Source organism: Roseicitreum antarcticum (genome assembly GCF_014681765.1).
Classification (GTDB): Bacteria; Pseudomonadota; Alphaproteobacteria; order Rhodobacterales; family Rhodobacteraceae; genus Roseicitreum; species Roseicitreum antarcticum.
Genome location: NZ_CP061498.1, coordinates 3,266,426 through 3,287,815 on the forward strand (window position 1 = coordinate 3,266,426; position 21,390 = coordinate 3,287,815).

Here is a 21,390-nt window from a genome sequence, read left to right on the forward strand (position 1 = left end):
CCGTGATTTCGGCGCGTCAGCGCGATTGCTCACGCTTCCGGTCAGATTCGTGTTCTGGCCGCAGTAAGGATCAGAATAAGGTCCAGAGACTGAGTGTCAAACCGCTGAAAAATGCCGCAATTTCTGATGTAGAATGCAAATATTGGGCATTTATGACGTAACCGCCCCCGACGGCACTGATGTGCCAAGGTGGTCTGCCCACTGGGGTGTCGCTCAGTCTGAAATCGCGGCGGAAGCCGGGTTCGTACATGCGAACTTCATGTCGCTGCTGAAATCTGGCAAATAGAAACTGCCGCTTGATCGCTTGCGCACAAGGGCTTGGTGTCGCTCACGCTGCCGTTGCGGGCGTGAAGGATGGGTACAACGGGCATCATTGGATGGTGGATTCTTGGCGCGTGTCGCGATCCCTGTGGAGCAGCGAAGTTGCTTTGGCGGCAAGACAGAACTGATGGAGGCTTTTGGTAGGGATTGCCGCCATGCCGATCGCAACCGACCGGCGGCAGTCGCACGTCCTCAGGTTCAGATCGAAAAAGCGCGGCACATGCAACAAGGCGTGCCGGGGATGCCGACGCCCGACGTCTGGAAAAAGCTGACCGCGCGCGAACACCCAAGCGCGATCATCCGATGGGGGTATTTCACAAGGTGGCCACCGTGGCGCGGCCTGGACCCTTTTGCTGATCGCCCGCGATCCGCAGCAATGCGATACAATGTCATCCTTGCAACGGGCGGCCGGGCCGCCCCCAACCATCGCGACCGTGCTTTGAAGAATGCGCCATTCCCCGGCAGCCCGGATCTTTTGAAAAAATACTATTCAGACGCTTGGGATGATTGTCAGCGCGGGAATCCACTCTGATAGCAGCGTTTTGGGCCAAGGGATCGTCAGAAGGCGATCAAAGATCAAGTAGACGGCGGCTGTCAGAAACACACACTGCCCCAGAATGAGCTTCAAATTCTCGCGGCCCTCTGCCCACATGAACAACGCAACGAAGAATGGAACCGTCGGTATAAGTCCGACTACTTTCATCGAAGCCATGAACAGCAACAGGTATCCCAAGAAGACCAGAGCACGCCGCAGCACAGTCCAGGTTGTCAGGTCGCTGTAATCATTCGTCGTGTCCATGTGGAAGCCGTCATTGTCGGCGTCGGCCGTGCGCGCCGCAATCAGACCACGGGTCATTGTCTGGTTCGCAAAGCTCAGACCACAAAAGACCAAGGTGATGATGCCAACGGTCAACGGCCCCACACGTGCGCCCCAAGGCCAATTTATCGCCGTCGTCATCAAGTAAACGACCAATGCAAATACCAGCCCATACAGCAAATCCGACAATTTGAATCTGGGTCTGCTCAGGTCGCGCAAAATTCCACTGATCCAGCCTTGCGCCTTGAGATGCCGCCAAACCGGACCTGCAAGAATGAAGAAAGCAATGGCGAACAGCCCCATGACCATTGGCCGCGCAAGCCAGTCCAGACCGTAGCGCGACACAGAAATGAACAGGTATCGTTCGATCAATGCGCCAAGGACGAAGCCCAGAATCAGGGGCGGACGCGGCCAGCGCATCTGTTTCATGATCCAGCCGACAACGCCAAACCCGACCAACGCATACAGGTCCCCCCAATTGCGTGACGCCTGAAACGCACCGACATAAACAAAGATCAGAACTGCGGGAATAATCAGCGTATATCGCAGTATCGCAATCCGCGCCAACTGACCGCTGAACAAGAAGCAAATCCCTGCGCCCAGGATATTGGCAATCGCGATGGACCATACCATCGTATAGGTCACCACCAGGTTTTCGTTCAGCATGGCAGGGCCGGGAACCATTCCGTGTATCAGAAACACACCCAACAAGATGGCCATGGAGGCAGAACCCGGGACACCGAAGGCAATTGTTGGCACCAAAGCCCCGGCAGTAATCGAGTTATTTGCGGCCTCTGGCGCAATCACGCCCCGCACATCGCCTTTGCCAAATGTTTTGCGCGCGTCCTTTACGGTTTGTATCGCATGGCCGTAGGCGATCCAGTCAACGACGGCAGAGCCCATACCCGGGATCGCCCCCAGCGCAGCACCGATCGTGCCGCAGCGCACCGTAAGCCACTTGTTGCGCATCACATCCATGAAGCCGGTCCACATACCGGTTTTTGTGTCCAAGGCGGCACCCTGTGCGATTGCGCGGCGGCGGATCACCAGATCTGCAAGTTCGGGCAGGGCGAATAGCCCCAGAACCAGGGGAACGATCGGCAAGCCGTCCCACAGGTAGAACGTGCCCATTGTCCAGCGCAGCGTGCCGGTCTGTGAATCGGCACCTATCATCGACAAGAGTATTCCAAGCCCCGCCGCAATCAGACCGCGCAGCGGTGCATTCCCCGAAAGCACCGCAACCATGGCAATGCCCAAAACCGAAAGCGCCAGCAATTCGGGAGAGCCGATGTGGAGCATCAGGGGCCGCAAGACCGGGATCATGACAGCAAGCATGACGGCGCCCATCAGCCCGCCGAAGAGGGAGGCCGTAAACGCTGCGCTCAATGCGCGTCCCGCCTCGCCGCGTTTTGCCATCGGATTGCCGTCCATGATGGTTGCTTGTGCCCCTGCGGTTCCGGGGACGCCGAACATCACTGCGGGGATTGTGTCTGACGTCCCGACGACTGCGGCCATGCCCAGCAGCATGGCGAACGCAGTGTAAGGGTCCATCGTAAAGGTGAAAGGCAACAGGAGCGCCATTCCCGCCAATCCGCCGATCCCCGGAACCAGTCCAAGAAACAGCCCCATAAGCACCCCAGCGCCCAGCATCATCAGACGGAACGGATCAAAGATCAGTCCCATCGCATCTTGTGCAGCGCCTAAGATAGTGACTTCCATCAGTGGCTAATCCTTAAATTGCTAGGACATTTTTGGGGGGGCGATGTCTGCTTGGCGCACAGCGTCAAAGCCCCGCGCCAAGGTGTAGGTGCTGCTAAAGCGTCGCACTCCAGTCCGATGGAATGATCCGGCTGGCGCGCGCTTTGCGGACGTAGAAATTCCAGAGCTTGGCGATATGAAACTCCCTTGGAGAGTCGATCATGTCCATCTCGGCTTCTGTCATTGGGACAAGGGTTTGCCCTGCCTGAAGGACGGACATTTGGGCGCGCGCGTTCGCCTTGAAATGCAGGGCGTCGATGTACAAGGCAGGAACAGATTCGGCGACCAACACCATTCCATGCGACCGCAGCAATGCCGCGTTGTGGTGTCCCAACGTGGCCGCAAGGGATTCGCCCTGTTCTTTTCGACGAATAAGGCTGGGATCTGGATGCGTAGGGATGCCGCTTCGCCAGCGCACGGCGCGGGAGCGTACGGGCACCAGCCCGACATTCTTCATCAATGTGAAGGAAATCGCCAGTTCCAGATGGCAATGCAGGATGGCTTGCACATCAGGCCGCGCCCTGAAGATCTCGGCATGCAGCACGGTTTCCAATGGCGGTTTTTCATTGCCTGCGACCACCCGCCCATCAAGGTCCATGACCAGCAGACGATCGGGTTCAAGTTCACCGCGTGAATCTGATGCGTTCTGCACCATGAATGTATCGCCATCAGGCATGCGCGCCGACACATGCCCACTGTAGTCAAGGATCTCTTCCATCACCAGCATACGGGTCGCGGCAGCAATCTGCTGCCGCATGGCCCCGATGTCGGCTGGATCGTCGGAAATGGAAAGCGAAGCGTTCATGATCTTCTCCGAAGACGTTGATGCTGAGTTGTCCGGCGGCACAAACGCGCCGCCGGACGGCGCTATCGGGCAGGGTGACTGCCCTTAGTCGGCCACGCCGATCAGCTCACCGAGGCGCGCGGCAATCGGTTCCGGGGTCGAGATGATCTCGTCCACGATCTGTTGCAGTTCGGCACCCGATACCGGGCTGAGCCCAAGCCCCTCGCGGGCAGCCGCCGCTTGAAACTCCGGGTCTTCCAGCATCGCGTCAAACGCAGCGCGCAGCGCATCGAGGCGCTCTTGCGGCACGTCAGGCGTGGTGAAAACCGGACGCCCCACAGTGGTCGGCGCGGAGATCAGCCGCAGCAAGCGCGCATCGTCCTCGTTCTGTGCAAGCTCATAGAGGAGGGGCACATCCGGCAAGTCAGGCTCGCGCTGCAAACCGATCTGCACGAGGACGTTCATCAAGCCTTGCTCTTGCCAGCCCAAAGGCACGACGGATGCCCAATTGACGCTGCCGCGCCCGTCAACCTCACCGGTTTCCATGGCAAGGTTGATGTCATTGCCCCCCGGATAGCCGGTGATGATGTTGAATTGGGTGCCGATCAATTCGTTCATCAATGTTGGATATTGTGACGAGGTGGACCCACCCGTTGCGCCGATCGGAACGCTTATCGCCTGTGCGTCGGCAACGGTCTTCACTTCGGATGTATGCCAGGTAATCAAAACGTTGTTTTGCATGACGGGGCTGCCGATATAGCCAAATTCGCTTGCGTCGAGCGTCAGGCTGTCATCCCCCATCGCCTGTGCCACCGCCAGCGACTGGTCTGCGGTGGCCAGAATGGTGCCGTCGCGTGGGGCGACATTATAGACATATTCTGCCGCCAGTCGGCTGGAAGCGCCGGGCATATTGCGCGGGACGATGTCCGGATTGCCCGGAATGTGCTTTGACAGATGGCGTGACACGAGGCGCGCATATTGATCGTACCCCCCGCCCGCCGAGTAGCCGATGATCATGTCGATCGTTTTGCCACTGTAGAAGTCGGCGACAGGATCTGCTTGCACGGGGTGTGTCACCGCCAGTCCAATGATCCCTGCAACGAGCAAGTGTCGCGCAATGCGCTTCGATTTGCCTGGTTTGTGTTTCATATCATCCTCCCTAGATGCTGATGGTTGTTGGTTCTTGGCTCTGCGACACACGCCTCCCGTCGTGTGTCGCAGAGCCGCTACGCGCTCAGCGCTCGCCTGAATAATTGATGTGAACCGTCTTTTCTTCAGTGAAGAACAAGAGTTCGCCCAAACATTCCTCGCGTCCGATGCCAGAGCTTTTGCGCCCGCCGAATGGGGCGCCAACAAAGTGCTTCGAGACATCGTTGACCCATACATACCCGGTCTCTACCGCGTCAGCGGTCCGGTGCGCGCGCGCAAGGTCGTTGGTCCAGATCGAGCAGGTAAGCCCGAACGGACTGTCGTTGACCTGTTCGATCACGCGCGCCGTATCGTCGAATTTCAGGATGCCGAGCACAGGCCCGAATATTTCCTCGCGGGCGATCCGCATATCGTGGGTGACATCGGCGAAAACCGTTGGGCTCAGGAATGCGCCCTTTGATAGTGCTGCGTCGGTCGGGGGGGTGCCCCCGCAAACCAGTCGCGCGCCCTCGGCCTGCGCTGTGGCGATCGCCGCCATGACACGGTCACGATGGGCGTGATCGATCAGCGCCCCCATCTTTGTCGCGGGATCGGTGGGCAACCCCGGCACTATCTGTGCCACGCAACGTTGAACTTCGGCGACGACTTCATCATGAATGGCTTCGTGCACAAACGCCCGGCTGGTTGATCCGCAGGATTGCCCGCACCAGGTGAAGTTCATACCGTCCACCATGGCCTGCGCCACCGCCTTGGGGTCGGCGTCATCAAAGGCGATCAGGGCATTCTTGCCGCCCAGTTCAAGCAGAACGCGCTTCATGCCATCACTGCCCGCACGGTACACCGCTTGTCCTGCGGGGACGCTGCCGACCAGTCCAACCATCGCCACATCAGGGTGTCGGGCCAAGGCGGCACCCGTCTGGGCCCCGCCTGTCAACAGCCCAAAGACGCCTTGCGGCAGAAGCGGCCCGATCAATTCCGCAAGCCGCAGGGCAGACAGTGATGCCTGTTCGGGGGGCTTCACGATGCACGCGTTTCCGGCGAGCAGTGGCGCGGCAAGCCGACTGGCGGTAAACATCAAAGGATGGTTGAAGGCGACGATGCGCACCACCACGCCCAAAGGCTCGCGCCGGGTATATGTTGCAGTCCCGTCGCGTGACGGCAGGGTGTCGCCCTTCATTTCAGTGACGAGACCTGCAAAATAGTCCAATCTGGATGCTGCGATCTCGACATCTGAACGCATTTTGCTGATGGGGCTGCCCCCGTCGATGGCATCCAGCCACGCCAGATCGTCGGCATTGGCGCGGATGACCTGCGCCATCGCGCGCAGCGTTTTTGCGCGTTCAGCGGGGGCTACCTTGCGCCAGTATTTATAGCCTTCCTGTGCGGCCCGGACCGCTGCGTCGGCGTCAGCGGCGCATGCTTGCGCGATTTGGCCCAGAGCTGCGCCCGTTGCCGGGTCGGTGCTGGCCTGGCTTTCGCCTTTTTGCGGGGTGTGCCACGCACCCCCGAAATACAGCTTGCGATTGGGCACGAGGGTTTCAAGGCGATCCATATCAAAAGCCATGTGTCGGGTACTCACTGTCAGGGGGTAGACCTTGATTGGAATGGTGTGGTGGAAAGACTGTGGCGCGTCAGCGAAACGGTGCGGGACGCGCCACAATCAGTGGCGACAGCCGTCAGTTCGCCATGACATACGCGCGCACGCGCTCCAGGGCATCGGGGCTGACATCCATCTGGCTGTTGATCACGTCTTGCAGGGCCTCACCGGAAATCGGGTCCAGTTCTTGATTGCGCTCTGTTGCCGCAGCAAGAAAGGCTTCATCCTCCAGCATTGCATCAAAGGCCCGACGCAGCGCTTCGACGCGTTCTGCAGGCACATTTGGGGTGGTCACCAGCGACCGGCCAACGCCTGCCGCGCCAGCCACCAACTGAAGCATCTGCCTTTCTTCATCCGTGGTGCCCAACTGCCCGACAGCGGGCACATCCATGAAATCCGGGTGGGGTTCATTGGACAATTGCCACAGCACATTCACCATGCCGTTATCCAACCAATCCGGCCGCGATGCCCGCAGGCCCGCAATACCGATCATCATCGCGTCAACTTCACTTTGCTCCATGGCGATGGCGGCGTTCGACGTGCCCTGATAGCCCGCAATCACCTCGAACTGGGTGCCTTCTATGTCGTTGAGCATGCGAGGCACGAAAGCCGATGCCGACCCCGCCCCTGTCGAGGCGAAGGGAACAGGCACCGTTTTGGCATCTTCAAAGTTCTGCGCCTCGGCGCCTGCCCATGCGATGCCCAGTTCGTAATTTGCGGTCAGACGGCCGATCGCGGCGAACTGCGCGGCGTCCACGTTACCCGGAATTGTTCCCAGCGCGCTGTCCATCCCTACGGACTGCACGATGACCGACAAAGCGGTGCCATCTTGCGGCGCGACCGAGTACAGGTACTGAGCGGCGAGGCGCCCCCCGGCACCGGGCATGTTTTCAACGATCACATCCGGATTGCCCGGAATGTGTTTCCCCAGAAAATCTGCGGCAAGGCGGCCGTAAAGATCATATCCACCGCCGGGCCCGAAACCGACATATATGGTAATGGTCTGGCCATCGTAGAATTCCGCGATGGCATCGGTCTGGGAATATGCAGCGGCGGCCCCCATCGACAGTCCGGCAGCCATTGCGGCACTGCACATCAGTCCGTTTAGGTTCGAAATTGCGGTAACACGTTTCATCTTGATCCTCCTTAAGTTGAAATCGTCGTATCCTTGCGCGGCACTGCCCTGAACATTCCTCCCAGATCCGCGCCCATCGGCCCGTCGGCCCCACGCAGGGGGCCAATGGCCCGTGCAAGTCCCGTCAGACTGATCCATCCACCGCCGATGCGGGGGCAATGGAACTGGTCAGACTGTCGGGATATCCGGTGTCGATCAGGACTTCGACAAACCCGACACCACCGCCACGCACATGGGCAAGCGCGGTGTCGAGGGCGATCGCAAGCTCGCCCTGCGTCGCCGCCGGTCCGAACGTCATGCAACCTTGTGCTTTTGCGATCCCGGTCAGATCAATGTCGGGGTTGCGCATGCGCATTCCGATCCACTTGTTCTGAACGGGGCGGCCGCGCAGCCGGGCAATGCGTTCCTGATGCACCTCGTCGTTGTAGAATGACCGATTGTTGGCAACGATCATCAGCAGCGGAATGTCGTAGTGAACGGCGGTCCACAATGCCGTGCATCCCATCAAGAAATCACCGTCGCCGCACACCGCCACGGGCAGCCGCGGTGATTGTGTGTCGCGCAGTGCCAGAGCCGCCCCGACGGCCAGCCCCGGCCCGGCCCCGATCCCACCGCCGCCGTCGCCGCCCAGGAAATCCAGCGGATGGTTGAAGTCCCAGTCGGCACCCTGCCAAGATAGCGGCACGTGGGTCAGCGAAACCGGGATATCGCCGACGACATCGGCGAGGGTTTGGGCAATGTCGGCCACGCTGAGCGGCCCCGTTGCAGGCGGTCTGGGCCGACGGGCCGAAACGGTGGGCCGTTTCGCGTCAGCGGCGCGACGTGCGTTTCCGTCCGGGCCAAGTGCGGCAAGGCAGGCGTTTGTGAACGCTGCCGCGTCACACGCAACCACATAATCGGTCGCTGGGTGGCTTTGATGATCCATGCTCCAGCCATTGTGGATTGCATGATCCAGCCCGACGCGCACGACCCGCGCGGGCACTTCGCTTTCGGGGATCATGGAAAGCACGCCCCCAAGATCCACCCAATCCAGCGCGATGATGAGGTCCGCTTGCGCCAGTGCCGCGCGTGTACCCTGGGCATTGCCGCGCAGGTCGCCAAGATACAGGCCATGCGATGTCGGAAATGCCGCCGCGATGCGAATATCGGTGATCACGCCAGCGCCCAGACGCTCGGCCAGGTCAACGCGCGCCTGCCACGCGGCCTCATCCCGCGTGTTTCGTCCCGCCAGGATAACAGGATTGCGCGCCTGCCGCAGGACAACGGCAAGCTCCGTCATCGTATCGGCTGCGGGCCCCGCGCGGGCCGTGGTCAGATACCGTTGCGCTGGGGTGTTGTCTGATGCGGCACCCTCCAGCAGCGATTCCTGAACGGTCGCATCAAGGTTGACGTAAACAGGGCCTTTAGGGGTGGTGTCCGAAATCCACGTGGCGCGTAGCACGGCCTCGCGGGCGGCAGCGGCTGACGCTGGTTGGTTGTCCCATTTGACGAAATTCCGGACCAGCGCACCTTGATCTGCGGCCGTGTGAATCCAGTCGATCCAAGGGCGGCGCTGCGCCGCGTCTACGGGGCCTGTGGCGCCCAGCACCACGACCGGCGCACGATCACACCATGCATTGAAGATTGCCATACTGGCGTGCATCAACCCGACGTTGGAGTGGACAGCCGCCGCAATTGGACGATCCGTGACCTTGGCGTAGCCGTGCGCAATGGCCACGGCGTGCTCTTCGTGCAGACACAGCAATAATTTTGGCGTCTCGTTCCCCAGATAATTGACGATACTGTCGTGCAGGCCGCGGAAACTGGCGCCGGGGTTCATGGCCAGATACGGAAACCCGATATCGCGCAGGGTTTGCGCAATCACATCACTGCCAAACCGCGCCGGACCCGCAACGGCAAGGTCGGGTTGTTCAACTGGGATTTTGGCCGGTCCGTTCATGTACATCAGCCTTCAGAGATCCACGGCAGTGCTGGAGGTGGTGATGCCAGCGCGCTGGCTCCAGTATTCCCACGAACGATCATACCCCTCACCGGGCCTTTCGTGGGCAAGTCGGCTCAGAATGCGCTCTATCTCACCGTCGGTCAGGAATTTGACCGGGCCCAGCGTATGTGCCTGGAGTTGCAGCAGCGCGTTCACCTCCAGATAGACCGCTGTGTAGACGGCTTCACGCAAGCTCTTGCCGATCACCGTCGATCCGTGGCCCCGCATCAATGCGCTGCGCCCGTCTGCCAGAACCCCGGCAAAATCCCGGCCCATTTCCATGGTCGAGATCAGGAGGTTGGTGTCGCCGAAACTGTCTTGCGCATCCCAGACCGGCACTGATTTGCCAATCGTGGCGCAACTATGCACGACAGGGCGAAGTGGCACGTCGGTTATTGTAAAGGGGATCACGCTGCGGCTGTGGCTGTGAATAACCGCGTGCACGTCGGGGCGTTTCTCATAGATCCCGCCATGAATGTAGCGCTCAAGATAAGGTTTGCGTGTGTCATCCCCGACGGGCGTTCCATCCAAAAGGAATTCCATGATGTCTTCGGCCACGATGAGCTCGGGCGAGCGTGCGCGCGACAAAAAGTAGGTGTCGGGATTGTCTGGGTTACGCACACTGACATGGCCGAAGGCGTCGCACACACCTTCTGACGCGAGAATGCGATTGGCGATAACGATATCGTCGATCAGAGCTTTCCGGGTTCGCACTTGGCTGGGCCTCCGTCTTCCTGAGCGCGCCGCTAGGTAGGGTAAACCGTAGGATGCGACATTCCGACACAGCGTAACTTGTAAAAAGCCTGTGTCAAATAGTTTTTAAAAAATTCCCGATATGTAGGAATCGTTTAAAAAATTAATACGGGAATTTTTCGCATATTCTGGAATCACGTGTCAGAGTGGCAAGGCCTGATGCGAGGGTCAGGGGTGCTGGGATCAGTATGCAAGGTTGGGATGTCAGCGGACGCTATCTGGGTCATCTGGTCCAGATCTCGCTGCACGGGCGCATGGCGGTGTTGCAGGTCGCGTCAGGTCGAAAACCGTTTCAGCGCAAGGTGTTGCTGATCACACGGGCAGAGAACTCAATACGCTCGCCGACCGAATCCAGTTTTTCCTGGCTGAGCGCTGGTTCTGGAAAGGTCAGGCTGATGCTGCCGGTGATTTCGTCATTGGCATCGAAAATCGGCGCAGCGACCCCCGTCACGCCGGGGGTTACCTGGCCTTGGGTGTGGTACCATCCGCGCTGCCGGATGACGCGCAGGCTTTTGCGCACCGCTGCAAGTGTGTTGCCGAGCCCGGCATCGGCAAAGCCGTCCTGATCTTCCTCATAGAGCTTAGTTAGCTGATAACTCGACAAATAAGCCAGGATCACCTGTGACGCCGCGCCACGCAAAAGCGGGCGGGAGCGCCCGCGTTCATAATTGCTGCGTACCTTGGTGGTGCTGACTTCCTGGTGGACGCACAAGACTTTTTGGCGGTAGCGTCGGCAGAGCAGGCTGACGCACGAATAGCTGGCAACCAGTTCATGCATCACCGGACGCGCTGCATGGATCAATGGATCGTTCGCCATGATCTGATAATCCAGCTCGATGATCCGCGGTCCAAGCGTGTAGCCCCGCCCGGGGAAAGACGACAGCAAGCCCGCGTCCAACAGCACCTTGAGGTAACGGTATAGCGTCGAGCGACTGTAGCCGAGGCGTTCGTGAATATCATCAAACCCCCACTCAGGGCGATTTTCGTCAAACAGGTCCAAGACGCCGAGAAGTTTGTCGTGGCTCTGCAAAAATCACCTCTTTGAAGCATCAGTCTTTTGGTGGCCGGGTCGGCCCCGTAGGAAGCCGACCGTCGCGGGTGCCGATCTCCCTGCGTCCAAGATGCCGTTGGACGCAAGGAAATTGCAATGCCGCTTCGGCAAGGGGATGTGGGTCGTGCCGCTCATTGTGCGTAAGGCGCTACGGCCCACCGCGCAACTGAGGATTGCAATATAAAATAATCGCACTTACTGAGAATTTTGAACAAAATATTTGACCATACCCTGACGCCGACCTAATCTCTCATCGACCAAGGAATTTGAGGGGATTTAAGCGCATGGATACGCAGGTTTTGATTGTCGGCGCCGGACCGGTGGGGCTGACCCTGGCGGTCGATTTGGGGATGCAGGGCATAAAATGCATATTGCTCGAGAAAAAGGATGCGCCGGAGTTCCTGCCCAAAATGGAGCGGTGTAACGCGCGCACGATGGAAATGTTCCGGCGTATCGGATTGTCGCAGCAGATCCGAGATGCGGGGCTTGATGGCGACGTCCCGATGGATGTCTTTGTTGTCACCAAGATGACAGAGGCCCCGTTGTTGACGCTGAAATACCCTTCGGTCAATGAGGCACTGGCGGAAGTGTCCGAAAGTGAGACCTCCGAGCATCCTGCCGAGGCCTATCAGCTTATTTCGCAGTACACGTTGGAGCCCTTGCTGAAATCAGTGGCGGACAAACTGCCGTCAGTTGATGTCAGGTATGGCACCGAGTTCGTGGATTTCACCCAGGACGCACATGGTGTGACCGTGCAATTGCGCGATCACAACGGGCAGGATTTCAGCTTGCGCGCGCCCTTCATGGTTGGCTGTGACGGTGGATCCAGCCTGGTGCGCAAAGGGCTGGATATTTCCCTGCGTGGCGAAGGCAATATCCTCAGGCTGCGTCAGGCCCTGTATCGCAGTGACGACCTGTTTGACCGCATCCCCTTGGGGGCGGGGCCGGGTCAGGGGCGCCATTACCACGTCGCTGATGACAAATCTTCTTTCCTGATCATGCAAGATTCAACCAAGCATTGGACGCTGCACGCCGTGGTCGACAGCGATGCGGAGATGGCTCAGCAGTTTGAAAAAGTCGTCGGGACCGAAGTCGATTACGAAATGCTGTATGTTGGCGAGTGGAAGCAGAACCTCTTGCTGGCGGATCGCTATGCGGGTGGCAGGGTCTTTCTGGCGGGCGATTCCGCGCATCTGGTGATCCCGACCGGTGGGCTTGGCATGAATACTGGTGTCGGGGATGCTTTCGATCTGTCCTGGAAGCTTGCCGCGACCCTTCAGGGATGGGCTGGGCCGAACATCTTGCGCTCATACGAAACAGAAAGGCGGCAGGTCGGGGATCGCAATGTCGGTGCGTCGCGGTATGCTTCGCAGGGGCGGCGCCGGTGGCGCGCGCAATGGGCCCCCGGGTTTAACGATGACACGCCAAGCGGGCGCGAACTGCGTACCAATCTGGCGCGCGTGGCCGATGTGGAGCAACGCAAAACGAATGAAATGATTGGTGCCGAACTGGGCTATCGCTACGTTGACAGCCCCGTCATCTGGGACGAACCGGGCGGCCCGGAACATGCTTTCCGTGTCTACGACCCCACGGCTTGGACCGGCGTTCGCTTGCCGCACGTATGGCTGGCGCCCGGGAAGTCCATCAACGATACGCTGGGGCGTTCCTTCACGATCATCCGGTTTGCAAGTAACCCTGATCCGGCCGATGAACTGGTTGATGAGTTGCGTGCGCGCGGTGCGCCTGTCGCGGTCTGCGATCTGCCAGATCCGCGTCTGCGCGCAATTTACGGACGCGATTACTTTCTGGTTCGGCCCGATTTGCACATCGCTTGGCGTGGAAATGCAATGCCCAAAGATCTGGGCAAGCTTGCCGATGTCGTTACAGGCCGGGTCGTGGCTGATATGGGGCGCCACCATGCCCAAGGGTAAGAGACACCGGGATTTGTGATTGTGGGGCCGCCTAGGGTGGGTGGCCCCAGTTTTATGATGAACAGGGCAGGTCGGTGCATTTTGAAAAACAGATCAGCCCCAGCGCGGCAACTGGGTTTCACGGTAGCGCCACATCCACAGTCCTGCCATCACCAGCCCCAGGCCATGCCACCACAGTGAAGAAGCCAAGATGCTGGACGGCACAAGCACCAGCGCGCCCGCCACTGCCAGCCAGACCCGCACAACTGCGGGGATTGGTTGACGGAAGAATCCGACAATGGCCACCGATATCAACCACACCCCCACCACTGCAGTTCCGACATCCAGTGCGATGGTATGCCACGCACCTTGCATCAGCAGTGACGGGGAAAAGACAAACAAGAACGGTACGATAAAGGCCGTCCATCCGATCCGCACAGATGTGATTGCCGTTCCCATTGCGCTGCACCCTGCAATACTTGCTGCGGTGAAGGCCGCTACCGCCACCGGGGGCGAGATCATCGAGAGCATGCCAAAATAGAAAATGAAGAAGTTTGCGGCAATCGGCGGAACACCCAGTTGCAAGAGCGGGGGCGCCGCCAGTGTCGCTACCAGCAAATAGATCCCTGTCGTCGGCATGCCCATTCCCAGCAAGATGCACACCGCCGCCGTCGCGAATAGCAGTGCAATCAGGCTGTGCTCACCCAGGCCCACAAGCAGATAGGTCAGCCCAAAGCCCAAACCCGTTGTTTGCAGCACGCCGATGACAATTCCCGCAACCGCGCCGATCAGGACAATTTCGAACGATCCGCGCCCGGTGCTCAAAATGGCTTCCCAGAGTTGACGCGGCGTTGCGCGATTGCCCTTGTAGCCGAAAGCCACGTTTGTCGCGAGAATGGTAATGATCGCCCAGAATGCGGCCTCTGCCGGGGGGCGGTTCAGGCTAAACAGCACCACAATCAGCACGGCAAACGGCAATGGAAAGTACCACCCTTCGCGCAATACCCTGCCTAGCGGGGGGATCAGTTCCTCTGGCACCTGCGGAATGTTCTGTACCCCAGCCTCCAGATCGGCCTGAATCAGGACTGCCAGAAAGAACAGCGCTGAAGGAATAACGGCTGCAAGCACGATTGTGCCATAAGAAACCTGCATCAGTTCCGCCATCAAGAACGCAGCGGCGCCCATCACAGGTGGCATCATTTGCCCCCCGGTCGAGGCAACGGCCTCAAAGCTGGCGGCCATACGGGGGCTGTAGCCCCCCCGTTTCATGAGTGGAATCGTGATGACCCCGGTCGACGCGACGTTCGCCACGGCACTGCCGGAAATCGACCCGAACATCGCCGACGAAACGATTGCCATTTTTGCGGCGCCGCCACGGCTGCGTCCGACCAACGCCGTTGCCAGATCAGAAAACCAATTGGACCCACCCGTCGCCAGCAGGACGGCACCAAACAGGATGTAGACCACAACGATTTCGACAACGATCGTGATAGGGGACCCCAGCATCGCCGTGGAATCTACCGCCAGATATCCAAACAATTCATCCGGTGGGCTGGCGCGTCCTTGCAAGACGCCGGGCACCTTGTCGGCGAGCATCGCATAAAGCAGGAACACAACGACCACAGTAACCAGACTGATGCCAGCCTTTCGCCGCAGCGCCTCCAGCAAAAGCGGAATCAAGATCAACCCGATCCTTGTGATTTCGGTCTCATGAACAAAGAAATTGACCGCGATCACCGGGTAACGCCAAGCCATCCAGAGACAGACGCCAAGTGACAAGGCGGCAAGCGGGTAGTCCAGCCAATGCGGCCCAAACCTGTGATCTGTCGCCGACAGATAGGCCAGCGCCATCGACAAGCCAAGGACGATCAGGATCAGTTGCTCTGGGTACAGCGCAATCCCGACACGACCAGCAATGTTGCCCGCAAGAACCAACGCCGACGCGATGACGCCAAAAGCAAGCACGGCAACAAGAAAGTGTCGAACATAGGCGGTCTGGGTCATTTGATCGCTACTGCCTGTCATTCGATTGACGCCCGAAGCGCATATCAGATTGCGCTTACGGGCGTCTCATCGGTGAGTATGCTGCAAGTTGTGGTGCGTATCACTCAGCCATCATACCGTGCTCTTGGTAATAGCTGACCGCGCCGGGATGGTACGGCATGCCATGGTCCGTAGCCATCATATCGGTCGTGTAGCTCGCCCAGAGCGGCCCTGAAGCCTTCAGCGCCGCTTCGGCTTCTGCCATAGCCTGCACAACGGCATAGACGACCTCATCAGCGACATCGACATGGGCAAACAGCACTGTGTCATAGACATGCAGGCCGATGGGTTCGGGGATCCCGTCCAGCCCCTCGGCGGGTTCAACCGTTTCGATCCGCGTCTTGGGCAGGCGTTCCAGCATGACCGGATCTGGAAGAAGCGGAATGTAGCGCACGCCACCCGACACTGTTGCATCCATCTCGCGCACGGCTGCCGAGCCCGAGGCGGCAATCACTGCATCGACGTCACCTTGGCGGAACGCGGCCCAGCTATTGGGAAGCGACGTCACGGGCACGCCCGTCACATCACCCCGACCCAGGCCTTCGCTCGCAAGGAAGGCGTCCCAGAAATACTCAAACAGAGGCGATGCCGTGTATCCCGACGGGATCCGTTTGCCTTCCAGATCTGCGATCGAGGCGATGCCAGATTCATTGCTGACAACAATGCCCTGGATGAAAGGCGCAATCGTCGCAACGATGCGCAGGTTCGGATGCGGTTGCCCTTCGGACAGCATTATGCCTTCCTGAGCCATATAATACTGCATTATGTTCGAGATGCCGAAGTCGATGCGCCCCAGATCAACACCTGCCATATACTGCTGGGTTCCGGCCATGGCCTGTGGTCGCATCTGGTAGCCTGAGCCATCAGATGCAACGTTGGACACCGCAGCGCCCAATTGCGCGACCGCGCCTCCCTCGGTCGTGCCGACGCTGAGAACCTGGGCCGTTGCCATCCCGGTCCCCGACAGTGAAAGCCCCGCTACGAATAGTACAGTTCTGATCATGCCATCCTCCCCGATGTGATCCGGTGAATTCCGCCGAGAGCCAACTTTAGGCGCGCGGCGATCCGTTAGTCTTTCTTCAACCCAAAAAAGTCCTGAGCGTTACGAAACGAGATTTTCTCCCGGTCTGCCATCGACATGTCGATCGATTCCAGCACCTTGATTGTGTCACGGATGTATCCTGGCCCGCGCTCTGGGTCGAAAGGACTGTCTGACGCGAAAAGTACCTTGTCCACGCCGTAGAAATCCAACCCGCACACCGTAGCCGCCCGCGACCCGAAGACCGCCGTGTCCGCGTAAAAGTCCTTGAAATAGTCAAACGGGCGCTTCTTCAGCCGGTCCAGAACCAGCGACAAATCCTCGTCCGTCGTGCGCTTGCCCAACTGGTCCATGCCGGGTCCGACACGCCCCTCGAAATAGGGAACCATAGCACCGAGGTGATGGGCGAGAACCTTCAGATCCGGCAGTTTGTCCATCAGTCCGGAAAAGACCAGCCGCGCCATGGCCGCGCTGGTTTCATAAGGCCAGCCGAAGGTCCACCATATTTCATAATGCGACTTATCCTCATCAACGTAGTCTGGCATGTTTGCCCCGCGCGACGGATGCAGAAGCACCGGCTTGCCGTATTTTGCCGCCATTTCGAAAACGGGGAAAAAGTCAGGGTGATCGAGCGCCCGCCCGTTTACATTCGTATGGATTTGCAAGCCATTTGCGCCAAGATCCTTGAAAGCACGCTCAGCCTCGGCGGCGGCATTGTCGGAGTTCATTGGCAAAGACGCAATGAAACCGGCAAAGCGATCAGGGTGCCGGGAGACCAGATCGGCCATTCCGTCATTGCCTAAACGCGCAAACTCTTCAGTTACTGACGGCGTGCCAAGGCTTTCCAGCGGCGGCATACCAAGCGACAAGACCTGGGTATAGTCGGTGCCAAACTGATCCATGACGCGGAAGCGTTCATCCAGATCGTAGATACAGGGGATGCCGCGCATGCGGCTGCCAATATTGCTGGCGGTACCTTCTGCGGTAAGCATCTTGTCCCACAACGGCTTCGGGAAGAAGTGATTGAAGGCGTCAATGTAGCGCATGTGCGGTCCTCTTGCGTATGTCATGGTGATGGCGTGAGGATATTGAAACGCTGAGCGTCCCACAAAGACCGTTTGCAAACCCATACTATAAGAAATACCTATTTCACCTGAGGTTGGGTGAGGTCATCGCGATGCAGTTGCGTCAACTAAGGTATCTTGTCGAGATCGCCGATTGTGGAAGTCAGACCGATGCTGCGCGCCGCCTGAATATGTCCCAACCCGCGCTGGGCTTGCAGATCCGCGCTTTGGAGGATGAATTGGGGGTGGCGTTGTTCGTCCGGCGCAGCCGCGGCATGGAACCAACCTCTGCCGGAAAGGACCTGATCGCGCGCGCGCGCGATATTCTGGAACGTGTCGCGCAGGCCCAAAACGCACTGAAGGCCTATGCCAGTCCGTCGCTGCATCGCTTGCGCCTTGGTGCAGCCCCCACCCCGGGCGCCTTGTTGATCCCGGGATTGCTCACATCCTTGGCCATAGAAAAACAGATTCACATAGATCTACGCGAAGGACTATCCGCTGACCTGATAACCCAACTGCAGCAGGGCAATATTGATATGGCGCTTTGCTATGATCCGAATCCCCACAAAGATTTGCGCATAGAACCGCTGTTGCACGATGATCTGGTCCTTATCGGTCCGCCGGGGCGCATCGGCACCAATGCTTCAGCGATAGAATTCGGTGATCTCGGGCGCTTTCCACTTATTCTGGACACGCCAAACCAGATTACCCGAGCAGTGATTGACCGCCTTGCGCAGCGCGAAAATGTATCGCTGCAGATAAAGTTGGAGCTTGAATCGGTAAGCATGAAACGCGAATTCCTGATATCAATGGATTGCTTCTCTATCGTCCCACTCGGGCTGTTTCGCGGCGCGATTGATGCAGGTCAGTTTGACTGGGCGCAGATCACCACCCCCCCCATCAGCCGAACCCTTTGTCTTTTAAGTCGAAGCGGCATGCTGCAATCCGACTATCTTGCAATTCGCTCTGCACTGACGCCTGCTATTCGTCACTGGATCGAGTGCGGCAACGTCAATTGGCGTGCACTTGATCCCCCTTGTTGAGGACGCAGGGATCTTGGGCTGGCTGGTTGATTATGCCCCGAAGCGCAAGAGGGGGGCGGTCAAAGATTGAGGCGATTGTGATCGTTGTTGGGGCTGACCTGCCACGCGCAATTGCAAGCGAGTGTTTTCACGCGCCGCCTTTGAGGCTTTCGGCCGTTCGCGGTCAGAGCAATTTGATCGCTCGCTCGGAGGTGTCGCGGATATGTTGCTCGATCAAAGCGCAGGCGAGGTCTGCATCGCGTGCGAGCGTCGCGGCCATGATCTCGCGATGTTCCTCGAACTTACGGCCGCCCAGCCCCTTCGGAGCCCGCTTGGTCACGAAGCGGTACCGATCCAATTGGTCGAACATGATCGAGCGAAGCCGAAACAGCCAGCGGCCCGGGCAAGCCGCGACGATCGCCTCGTGAAATTCACGGTGGCGTTCGACCCATTCCGAATGCCGTTCCATGCGCCGCTCCCAGGGCAGTCCCTCGATCAGGCTCAGGCGGTGATGTACGGAGACGATATTGGCCTCCCAATCCTCGCCGCCATGGGCAATCGCTTCGCGTACGGCGCGGCTTTCAAAGCTGATGAAGTGATCGGTTATTTCTATAAGTTCCTCGGCTGATACCGGCGATACCTTGAAGCCCTTTCCGGCCTCAACCGTCACGAAACCTTCGGAGGACAGCTGCGACAAGGCCTCGCGCAACGTGCCGATACCCACATCGTAGCGCTTCGTCATGTCCGCAAATTTCAGCCGCGTTTCGGGCTCAAAGACACTGCTAATGATGTCGGTGCGCAGACGCGTCAGCACATCGCGCGACCCTGAGGTGTCGGATTTTGACGTGGCGCTGCTGGCTGGACCCAAATTACCTGAAGTCATCCGTTGTTCCATCATAAGCCGCCCGTTGCAGAGGTGGGTGCGTGGCGTATCACGCGCCAGCGCCCTGGATATTCGAATATCGCATCCGAACGTGGATGGACACATTTATCAAGAAAAAGGGTTCACGCCCCGATTGTTCGAGGATATACAAATTTTCGAAAAAGGAAAGAGTTGCGAATGAAGCTGCTATCTTTCGTGAATAATGGGCGACCGTCTTGGGGGGCTGCCGTGGGCGGGGGGATCTTAGATCTTGGGGCGTTCTCTGGCGGTCAATTCCCGGATCTGAAATCCTTCATCGCCGCAGGTCTGCCGCAAGACCTCCTTGCTGCGGCGGGTGCGCCCGAGTTTGGCTTTGATGACGTCGAACTGGCGCCAGTGATCCCAAACCCGGCCAAGATCGTCATGGCGGCGGTCAATTACTATGACGACATGACGGACCACAGCACGTTGCCCGCCTATCCGGTGTTGTTCCTGCGCCTGCCGTCATCGCAAATTGCCCATGGCGCGCCTCTGATCGAACCGCGATCCTCGCAAAAACTGGATTTCGAGGGTGAGTTGGCGGTGATTATCGGGAGGGAAGGGCGGCATATTCCGTCAGAGAAGGCGATGTCACACGTCGCGGGCTATTCGATCTACAACGACGGCAGCGTGCGAGACTGGCAGAAGCACAGTCATCAATTCACGCCCGGAAAGAACTTCACCGGAACCGGCAGCTTTGGCCCCTGGATGGTAGAAGCGGGCGACCTGCCAATACCACAAGTTGGCGTATCGCTGGTGACGCGGGTAAACGGCGTTGAAAAACAGCGCACCGATACCTCCCGCATGATCTTCGATATCCCCTACCTGATCTCCTACATTTCAACTTTTGCACCGCTGGAGGCGGGTGACGTTATCGTCACGGGGACCTGCACCGGGTTCGGGGCGACGCGGCGACCGCCAGAGTTTCTGACGCCCGGCGATGTTGTCGACGTGGAGATTGAGGGGATCGGGGTCTTGTCGAACGCGGTGCAGGCCGAGGCATGAGGGCGGGCTGAGACGTGAAAGGCTACCCATGTCAAACAGAAAACATTTTTTCCACTAATCAATAATTTTCGAAAATGTTTGAGATTGCCGAAAGTACGTGCTAGCGTTTGTGAGACAAGTTAGGGGAGGGCGGACATGAGCTACCTTGTAAACTCGATGGGGCACGTTCAGCTGAACGTCGTGGACGTCGATGCCTTGGTCCGCGAATCCCGCGACATCTTGGGTTTGCGTGTCACGCGGGAGGAGGCTGGTTGCGTCTGGCTGTCGTCCAACGGTCGCATGGCAGAGCTGGTGCTGCATGAAGCGGGCGAGAATTCGATGCGGTCGCTTGGGTTCGAGGCGGTATCCGAGGCTGCGGTTGCTGAAGCGGCCGCCCGCGTGACCGATGCAGGTTGTCGGCTTGTATCCTCCGAGGCCAGTCTTGATTGCTGTGCCGCGGGCATGCGCTTTGTCACGCCCCAGGGGCATACGTTCGAGCTTCACAGCCCCGTTTCGACCGAAGTTTATGGCAACCGCCACGCGTCAGCCGGGATGGGCCCGTTGCGCATTGATCATGTGAATATCACCTCGCCAGAACCGGCCGAAACCCGCGCCCAGATGGAGACCATCATGGGTATGCGGTTGTCGGAGCGGATGGTTGACGATGGCCTGAGCTGGATGCGGGGCGCGAACCGGCTGCATCATATCCTTGGTATCGTTCGGGGCGATACGGGCCTGCACCATTATTCGTGGGAAGTGGCAGAGTTTTCGGACTACTGCCACCTGGGCGATCGTCTGGATACGATCGAAAAGAACTTCATCTGGGGGCCGGGCCGCCACCGGCCGGGCGACAACACCTTCGCGTATTACATTGATGCCTGCGGCGCGATGGTGGAATGCGCGGGCAATATGGCGCTGATCAATGACGATGACCGGTATGAGCCCAATGTGATTACCGCGCTCAAGCGGCCCGAAAATGTGCGGGTCATGAATGTCTGGGGTGAGCCCGCGCCGCTGCCTTGGCGCGAGCATAGATTCCCATGGTCGGCGCCTGCGGCGTGATTGAATTGAGGGGGGTGGG

17 protein-coding genes are annotated in these 21,390 nt (G+C 58.9%); 5 read left to right on the forward strand and 12 right to left on the reverse strand.

Features of this window, described 5'->3' with window-relative positions; genetic code table 11:
* Nucleotides 1-388 precede the first annotated feature (388 nt).
* Nucleotides 389-853, forward strand: coding sequence for a hypothetical protein (locus tag H9529_RS15575; RefSeq protein WP_143033479.1), 465 nt, complete (start codon nucleotides 389-391; stop codon nucleotides 851-853).
* Here the strand turns inward: H9529_RS15575 and H9529_RS15580 are convergent.
* The 8 genes from H9529_RS15580 to H9529_RS15615 form a co-directional block, all read right to left on the reverse strand.
* Nucleotides 812-2,857, reverse strand: a complete 2,046-nt coding sequence (locus tag H9529_RS15580) for a tripartite tricarboxylate transporter permease (protein WP_092886721.1) — start codon at nucleotides 2,855-2,857, stop codon at nucleotides 812-814. The genes H9529_RS15575 and H9529_RS15580 overlap by 42 nt on opposite strands.
* A 94-nt stretch (nucleotides 2,858-2,951) precedes the next feature.
* Nucleotides 2,952-3,743 (reverse strand): class II aldolase/adducin family protein, encoded by a 792-nt coding sequence (locus H9529_RS15585; protein WP_143033480.1) that lies wholly within the window; start codon nucleotides 3,741-3,743, stop codon nucleotides 2,952-2,954.
* Nucleotides 3,744-3,785: 42 nt separating this feature from the next.
* Nucleotides 3,786-4,829, reverse strand: a complete 1,044-nt coding sequence (locus tag H9529_RS15590; protein ID WP_092886725.1) for a Bug family tripartite tricarboxylate transporter substrate binding protein — start codon at nucleotides 4,827-4,829, stop codon at nucleotides 3,786-3,788.
* 85 nt (nucleotides 4,830-4,914) lie between these two features.
* On the reverse strand, nucleotides 4,915-6,393 hold the full coding sequence (locus H9529_RS15595) for an aldehyde dehydrogenase family protein (RefSeq protein ID WP_223814207.1): 1,479 nt from the start codon (nucleotides 6,391-6,393) through the stop codon (nucleotides 4,915-4,917).
* A 112-nt stretch (nucleotides 6,394-6,505) separates the two neighbouring features.
* Complete coding sequence (locus H9529_RS15600; protein WP_176846954.1) at nucleotides 6,506-7,561, reverse strand: Bug family tripartite tricarboxylate transporter substrate binding protein; 1,056 nt, start codon at nucleotides 7,559-7,561, stop codon at nucleotides 6,506-6,508.
* A gap of 124 nt (nucleotides 7,562-7,685) precedes the next feature.
* A complete protein-coding gene (locus H9529_RS15605; RefSeq protein ID WP_092886731.1) occupies nucleotides 7,686-9,500 on the reverse strand; it encodes a thiamine pyrophosphate-binding protein in 1,815 nt (604 codons plus the stop codon).
* Between the two features lie 12 nt (nucleotides 9,501-9,512).
* On the reverse strand, nucleotides 9,513-10,256 hold the full coding sequence (locus H9529_RS15610) for a class II aldolase/adducin family protein (protein WP_092886732.1): 744 nt from the start codon (nucleotides 10,254-10,256) through the stop codon (nucleotides 9,513-9,515).
* A gap of 331 nt (nucleotides 10,257-10,587) precedes the next feature.
* Entirely contained in the window at nucleotides 10,588-11,325 is a 738-nt protein-coding gene (locus H9529_RS15615; RefSeq protein ID WP_092886733.1) for an IclR family transcriptional regulator, read from the reverse strand.
* A 305-nt stretch (nucleotides 11,326-11,630) separates the two neighbouring features.
* On the opposite strand from H9529_RS15615, the gene H9529_RS15620 reads away from it, so the two are divergent.
* Entirely contained in the window at nucleotides 11,631-13,277 is a 1,647-nt protein-coding gene (locus H9529_RS15620; RefSeq protein ID WP_092886735.1) for an FAD-dependent monooxygenase, read from the forward strand.
* Between the two features lie 93 nt (nucleotides 13,278-13,370).
* On the opposite strand, the gene H9529_RS15625 is transcribed toward H9529_RS15620, so the two are convergent.
* From H9529_RS15625 to H9529_RS15635, 3 genes are all read right to left on the reverse strand, one after another.
* Nucleotides 13,371-15,260 carry a TRAP transporter permease gene (locus tag H9529_RS15625; protein ID WP_176846956.1) on the reverse strand — a complete coding sequence of 630 codons (1,890 nt, stop codon included), beginning with the start codon at nucleotides 15,258-15,260 and terminating at the stop codon, nucleotides 13,371-13,373.
* A gap of 100 nt (nucleotides 15,261-15,360) precedes the next feature.
* Nucleotides 15,361-16,302 carry a TAXI family TRAP transporter solute-binding subunit gene (locus H9529_RS15630; protein ID WP_092886739.1) on the reverse strand — a complete coding sequence of 314 codons (942 nt, stop codon included), beginning with the start codon at nucleotides 16,300-16,302 and terminating at the stop codon, nucleotides 15,361-15,363.
* A gap of 65 nt (nucleotides 16,303-16,367) precedes the next feature.
* Nucleotides 16,368-17,468, reverse strand: a complete 1,101-nt coding sequence (locus tag H9529_RS15635; RefSeq protein WP_223814208.1) for an amidohydrolase family protein — start codon at nucleotides 17,466-17,468, stop codon at nucleotides 16,368-16,370.
* 47 nt (nucleotides 17,469-17,515) lie between these two features.
* Between H9529_RS15635 and H9529_RS15640 the strand changes: the two genes are divergently transcribed.
* Nucleotides 17,516-18,445 carry a LysR family transcriptional regulator gene (locus H9529_RS15640; RefSeq protein WP_092886744.1) on the forward strand — a complete coding sequence of 310 codons (930 nt, stop codon included), beginning with the start codon at nucleotides 17,516-17,518 and terminating at the stop codon, nucleotides 18,443-18,445.
* A 163-nt stretch (nucleotides 18,446-18,608) separates the two neighbouring features.
* Here the strand turns inward: H9529_RS15640 and H9529_RS15645 are convergent, their stop codons facing one another.
* Nucleotides 18,609-19,322: an FCD domain-containing protein gene (locus H9529_RS15645; RefSeq protein WP_223814209.1), complete on the reverse strand. Its 714-nt coding sequence runs from the start codon at nucleotides 19,320-19,322 to the stop codon at nucleotides 18,609-18,611.
* A gap of 162 nt (nucleotides 19,323-19,484) precedes the next feature.
* Between H9529_RS15645 and H9529_RS15650 the strand changes: the two genes are divergently transcribed.
* On the forward strand, nucleotides 19,485-20,330 hold the full coding sequence (locus tag H9529_RS15650; protein WP_092886748.1) for a fumarylacetoacetate hydrolase family protein: 846 nt from the start codon (nucleotides 19,485-19,487) through the stop codon (nucleotides 20,328-20,330).
* A 135-nt stretch (nucleotides 20,331-20,465) separates the two neighbouring features.
* Nucleotides 20,466-21,371, forward strand: a complete 906-nt coding sequence (locus H9529_RS15655; protein WP_092886750.1) for a VOC family protein — start codon at nucleotides 20,466-20,468, stop codon at nucleotides 21,369-21,371.
* Nucleotides 21,372-21,390: the final 19 nt, after the last annotated feature.

Excerpts from the sequence above, each read along its gene's own strand:
- H9529_RS15580 (WP_092886721.1), bottom strand. The coding sequence starts at position 2,857 with ATGGAAGTCACTATCTTAGGCGCTGCACAAGATGCGATGGGACTGATC.
- H9529_RS15590 (WP_092886725.1), bottom strand. The coding sequence starts at position 4,829 with ATGAAACACAAACCAGGCAAATCGAAGCGCATTGCGCGACACTTGCTC.
- H9529_RS15595 (WP_223814207.1), bottom strand. The coding sequence starts at position 6,393 with ATGGCTTTTGATATGGATCGCCTTGAAACCCTCGTGCCCAATCGCAAG.
- H9529_RS15600 (WP_176846954.1), bottom strand. The coding sequence starts at position 7,561 with ATGAAACGTGTTACCGCAATTTCGAACCTAAACGGACTGATGTGCAGT.
- H9529_RS15605 (WP_092886731.1), bottom strand. The coding sequence starts at position 9,500 with ATGAACGGACCGGCCAAAATCCCAGTTGAACAACCCGACCTTGCCGTT.
- H9529_RS15620 (WP_092886735.1), top strand. The coding sequence starts at position 11,631 with ATGGATACGCAGGTTTTGATTGTCGGCGCCGGACCGGTGGGGCTGACC.
- H9529_RS15625 (WP_176846956.1), bottom strand. The coding sequence starts at position 15,260 with ATGACCCAGACCGCCTATGTTCGACACTTTCTTGTTGCCGTGCTTGCT.
- H9529_RS15630 (WP_092886739.1), bottom strand. The coding sequence starts at position 16,302 with ATGATCAGAACTGTACTATTCGTAGCGGGGCTTTCACTGTCGGGGACC.
- H9529_RS15635 (WP_223814208.1), bottom strand. The coding sequence starts at position 17,468 with ATGGGTTTGCAAACGGTCTTTGTGGGACGCTCAGCGTTTCAATATCCT.
- H9529_RS15640 (WP_092886744.1), top strand. The coding sequence starts at position 17,516 with ATGCAGTTGCGTCAACTAAGGTATCTTGTCGAGATCGCCGATTGTGGA.
- H9529_RS15645 (WP_223814209.1), bottom strand. The coding sequence starts at position 19,322 with ATGATGGAACAACGGATGACTTCAGGTAATTTGGGTCCAGCCAGCAGC.
- H9529_RS15650 (WP_092886748.1), top strand. The coding sequence starts at position 19,485 with ATGAAGCTGCTATCTTTCGTGAATAATGGGCGACCGTCTTGGGGGGCT.
- H9529_RS15655 (WP_092886750.1), top strand. The coding sequence starts at position 20,466 with ATGAGCTACCTTGTAAACTCGATGGGGCACGTTCAGCTGAACGTCGTG.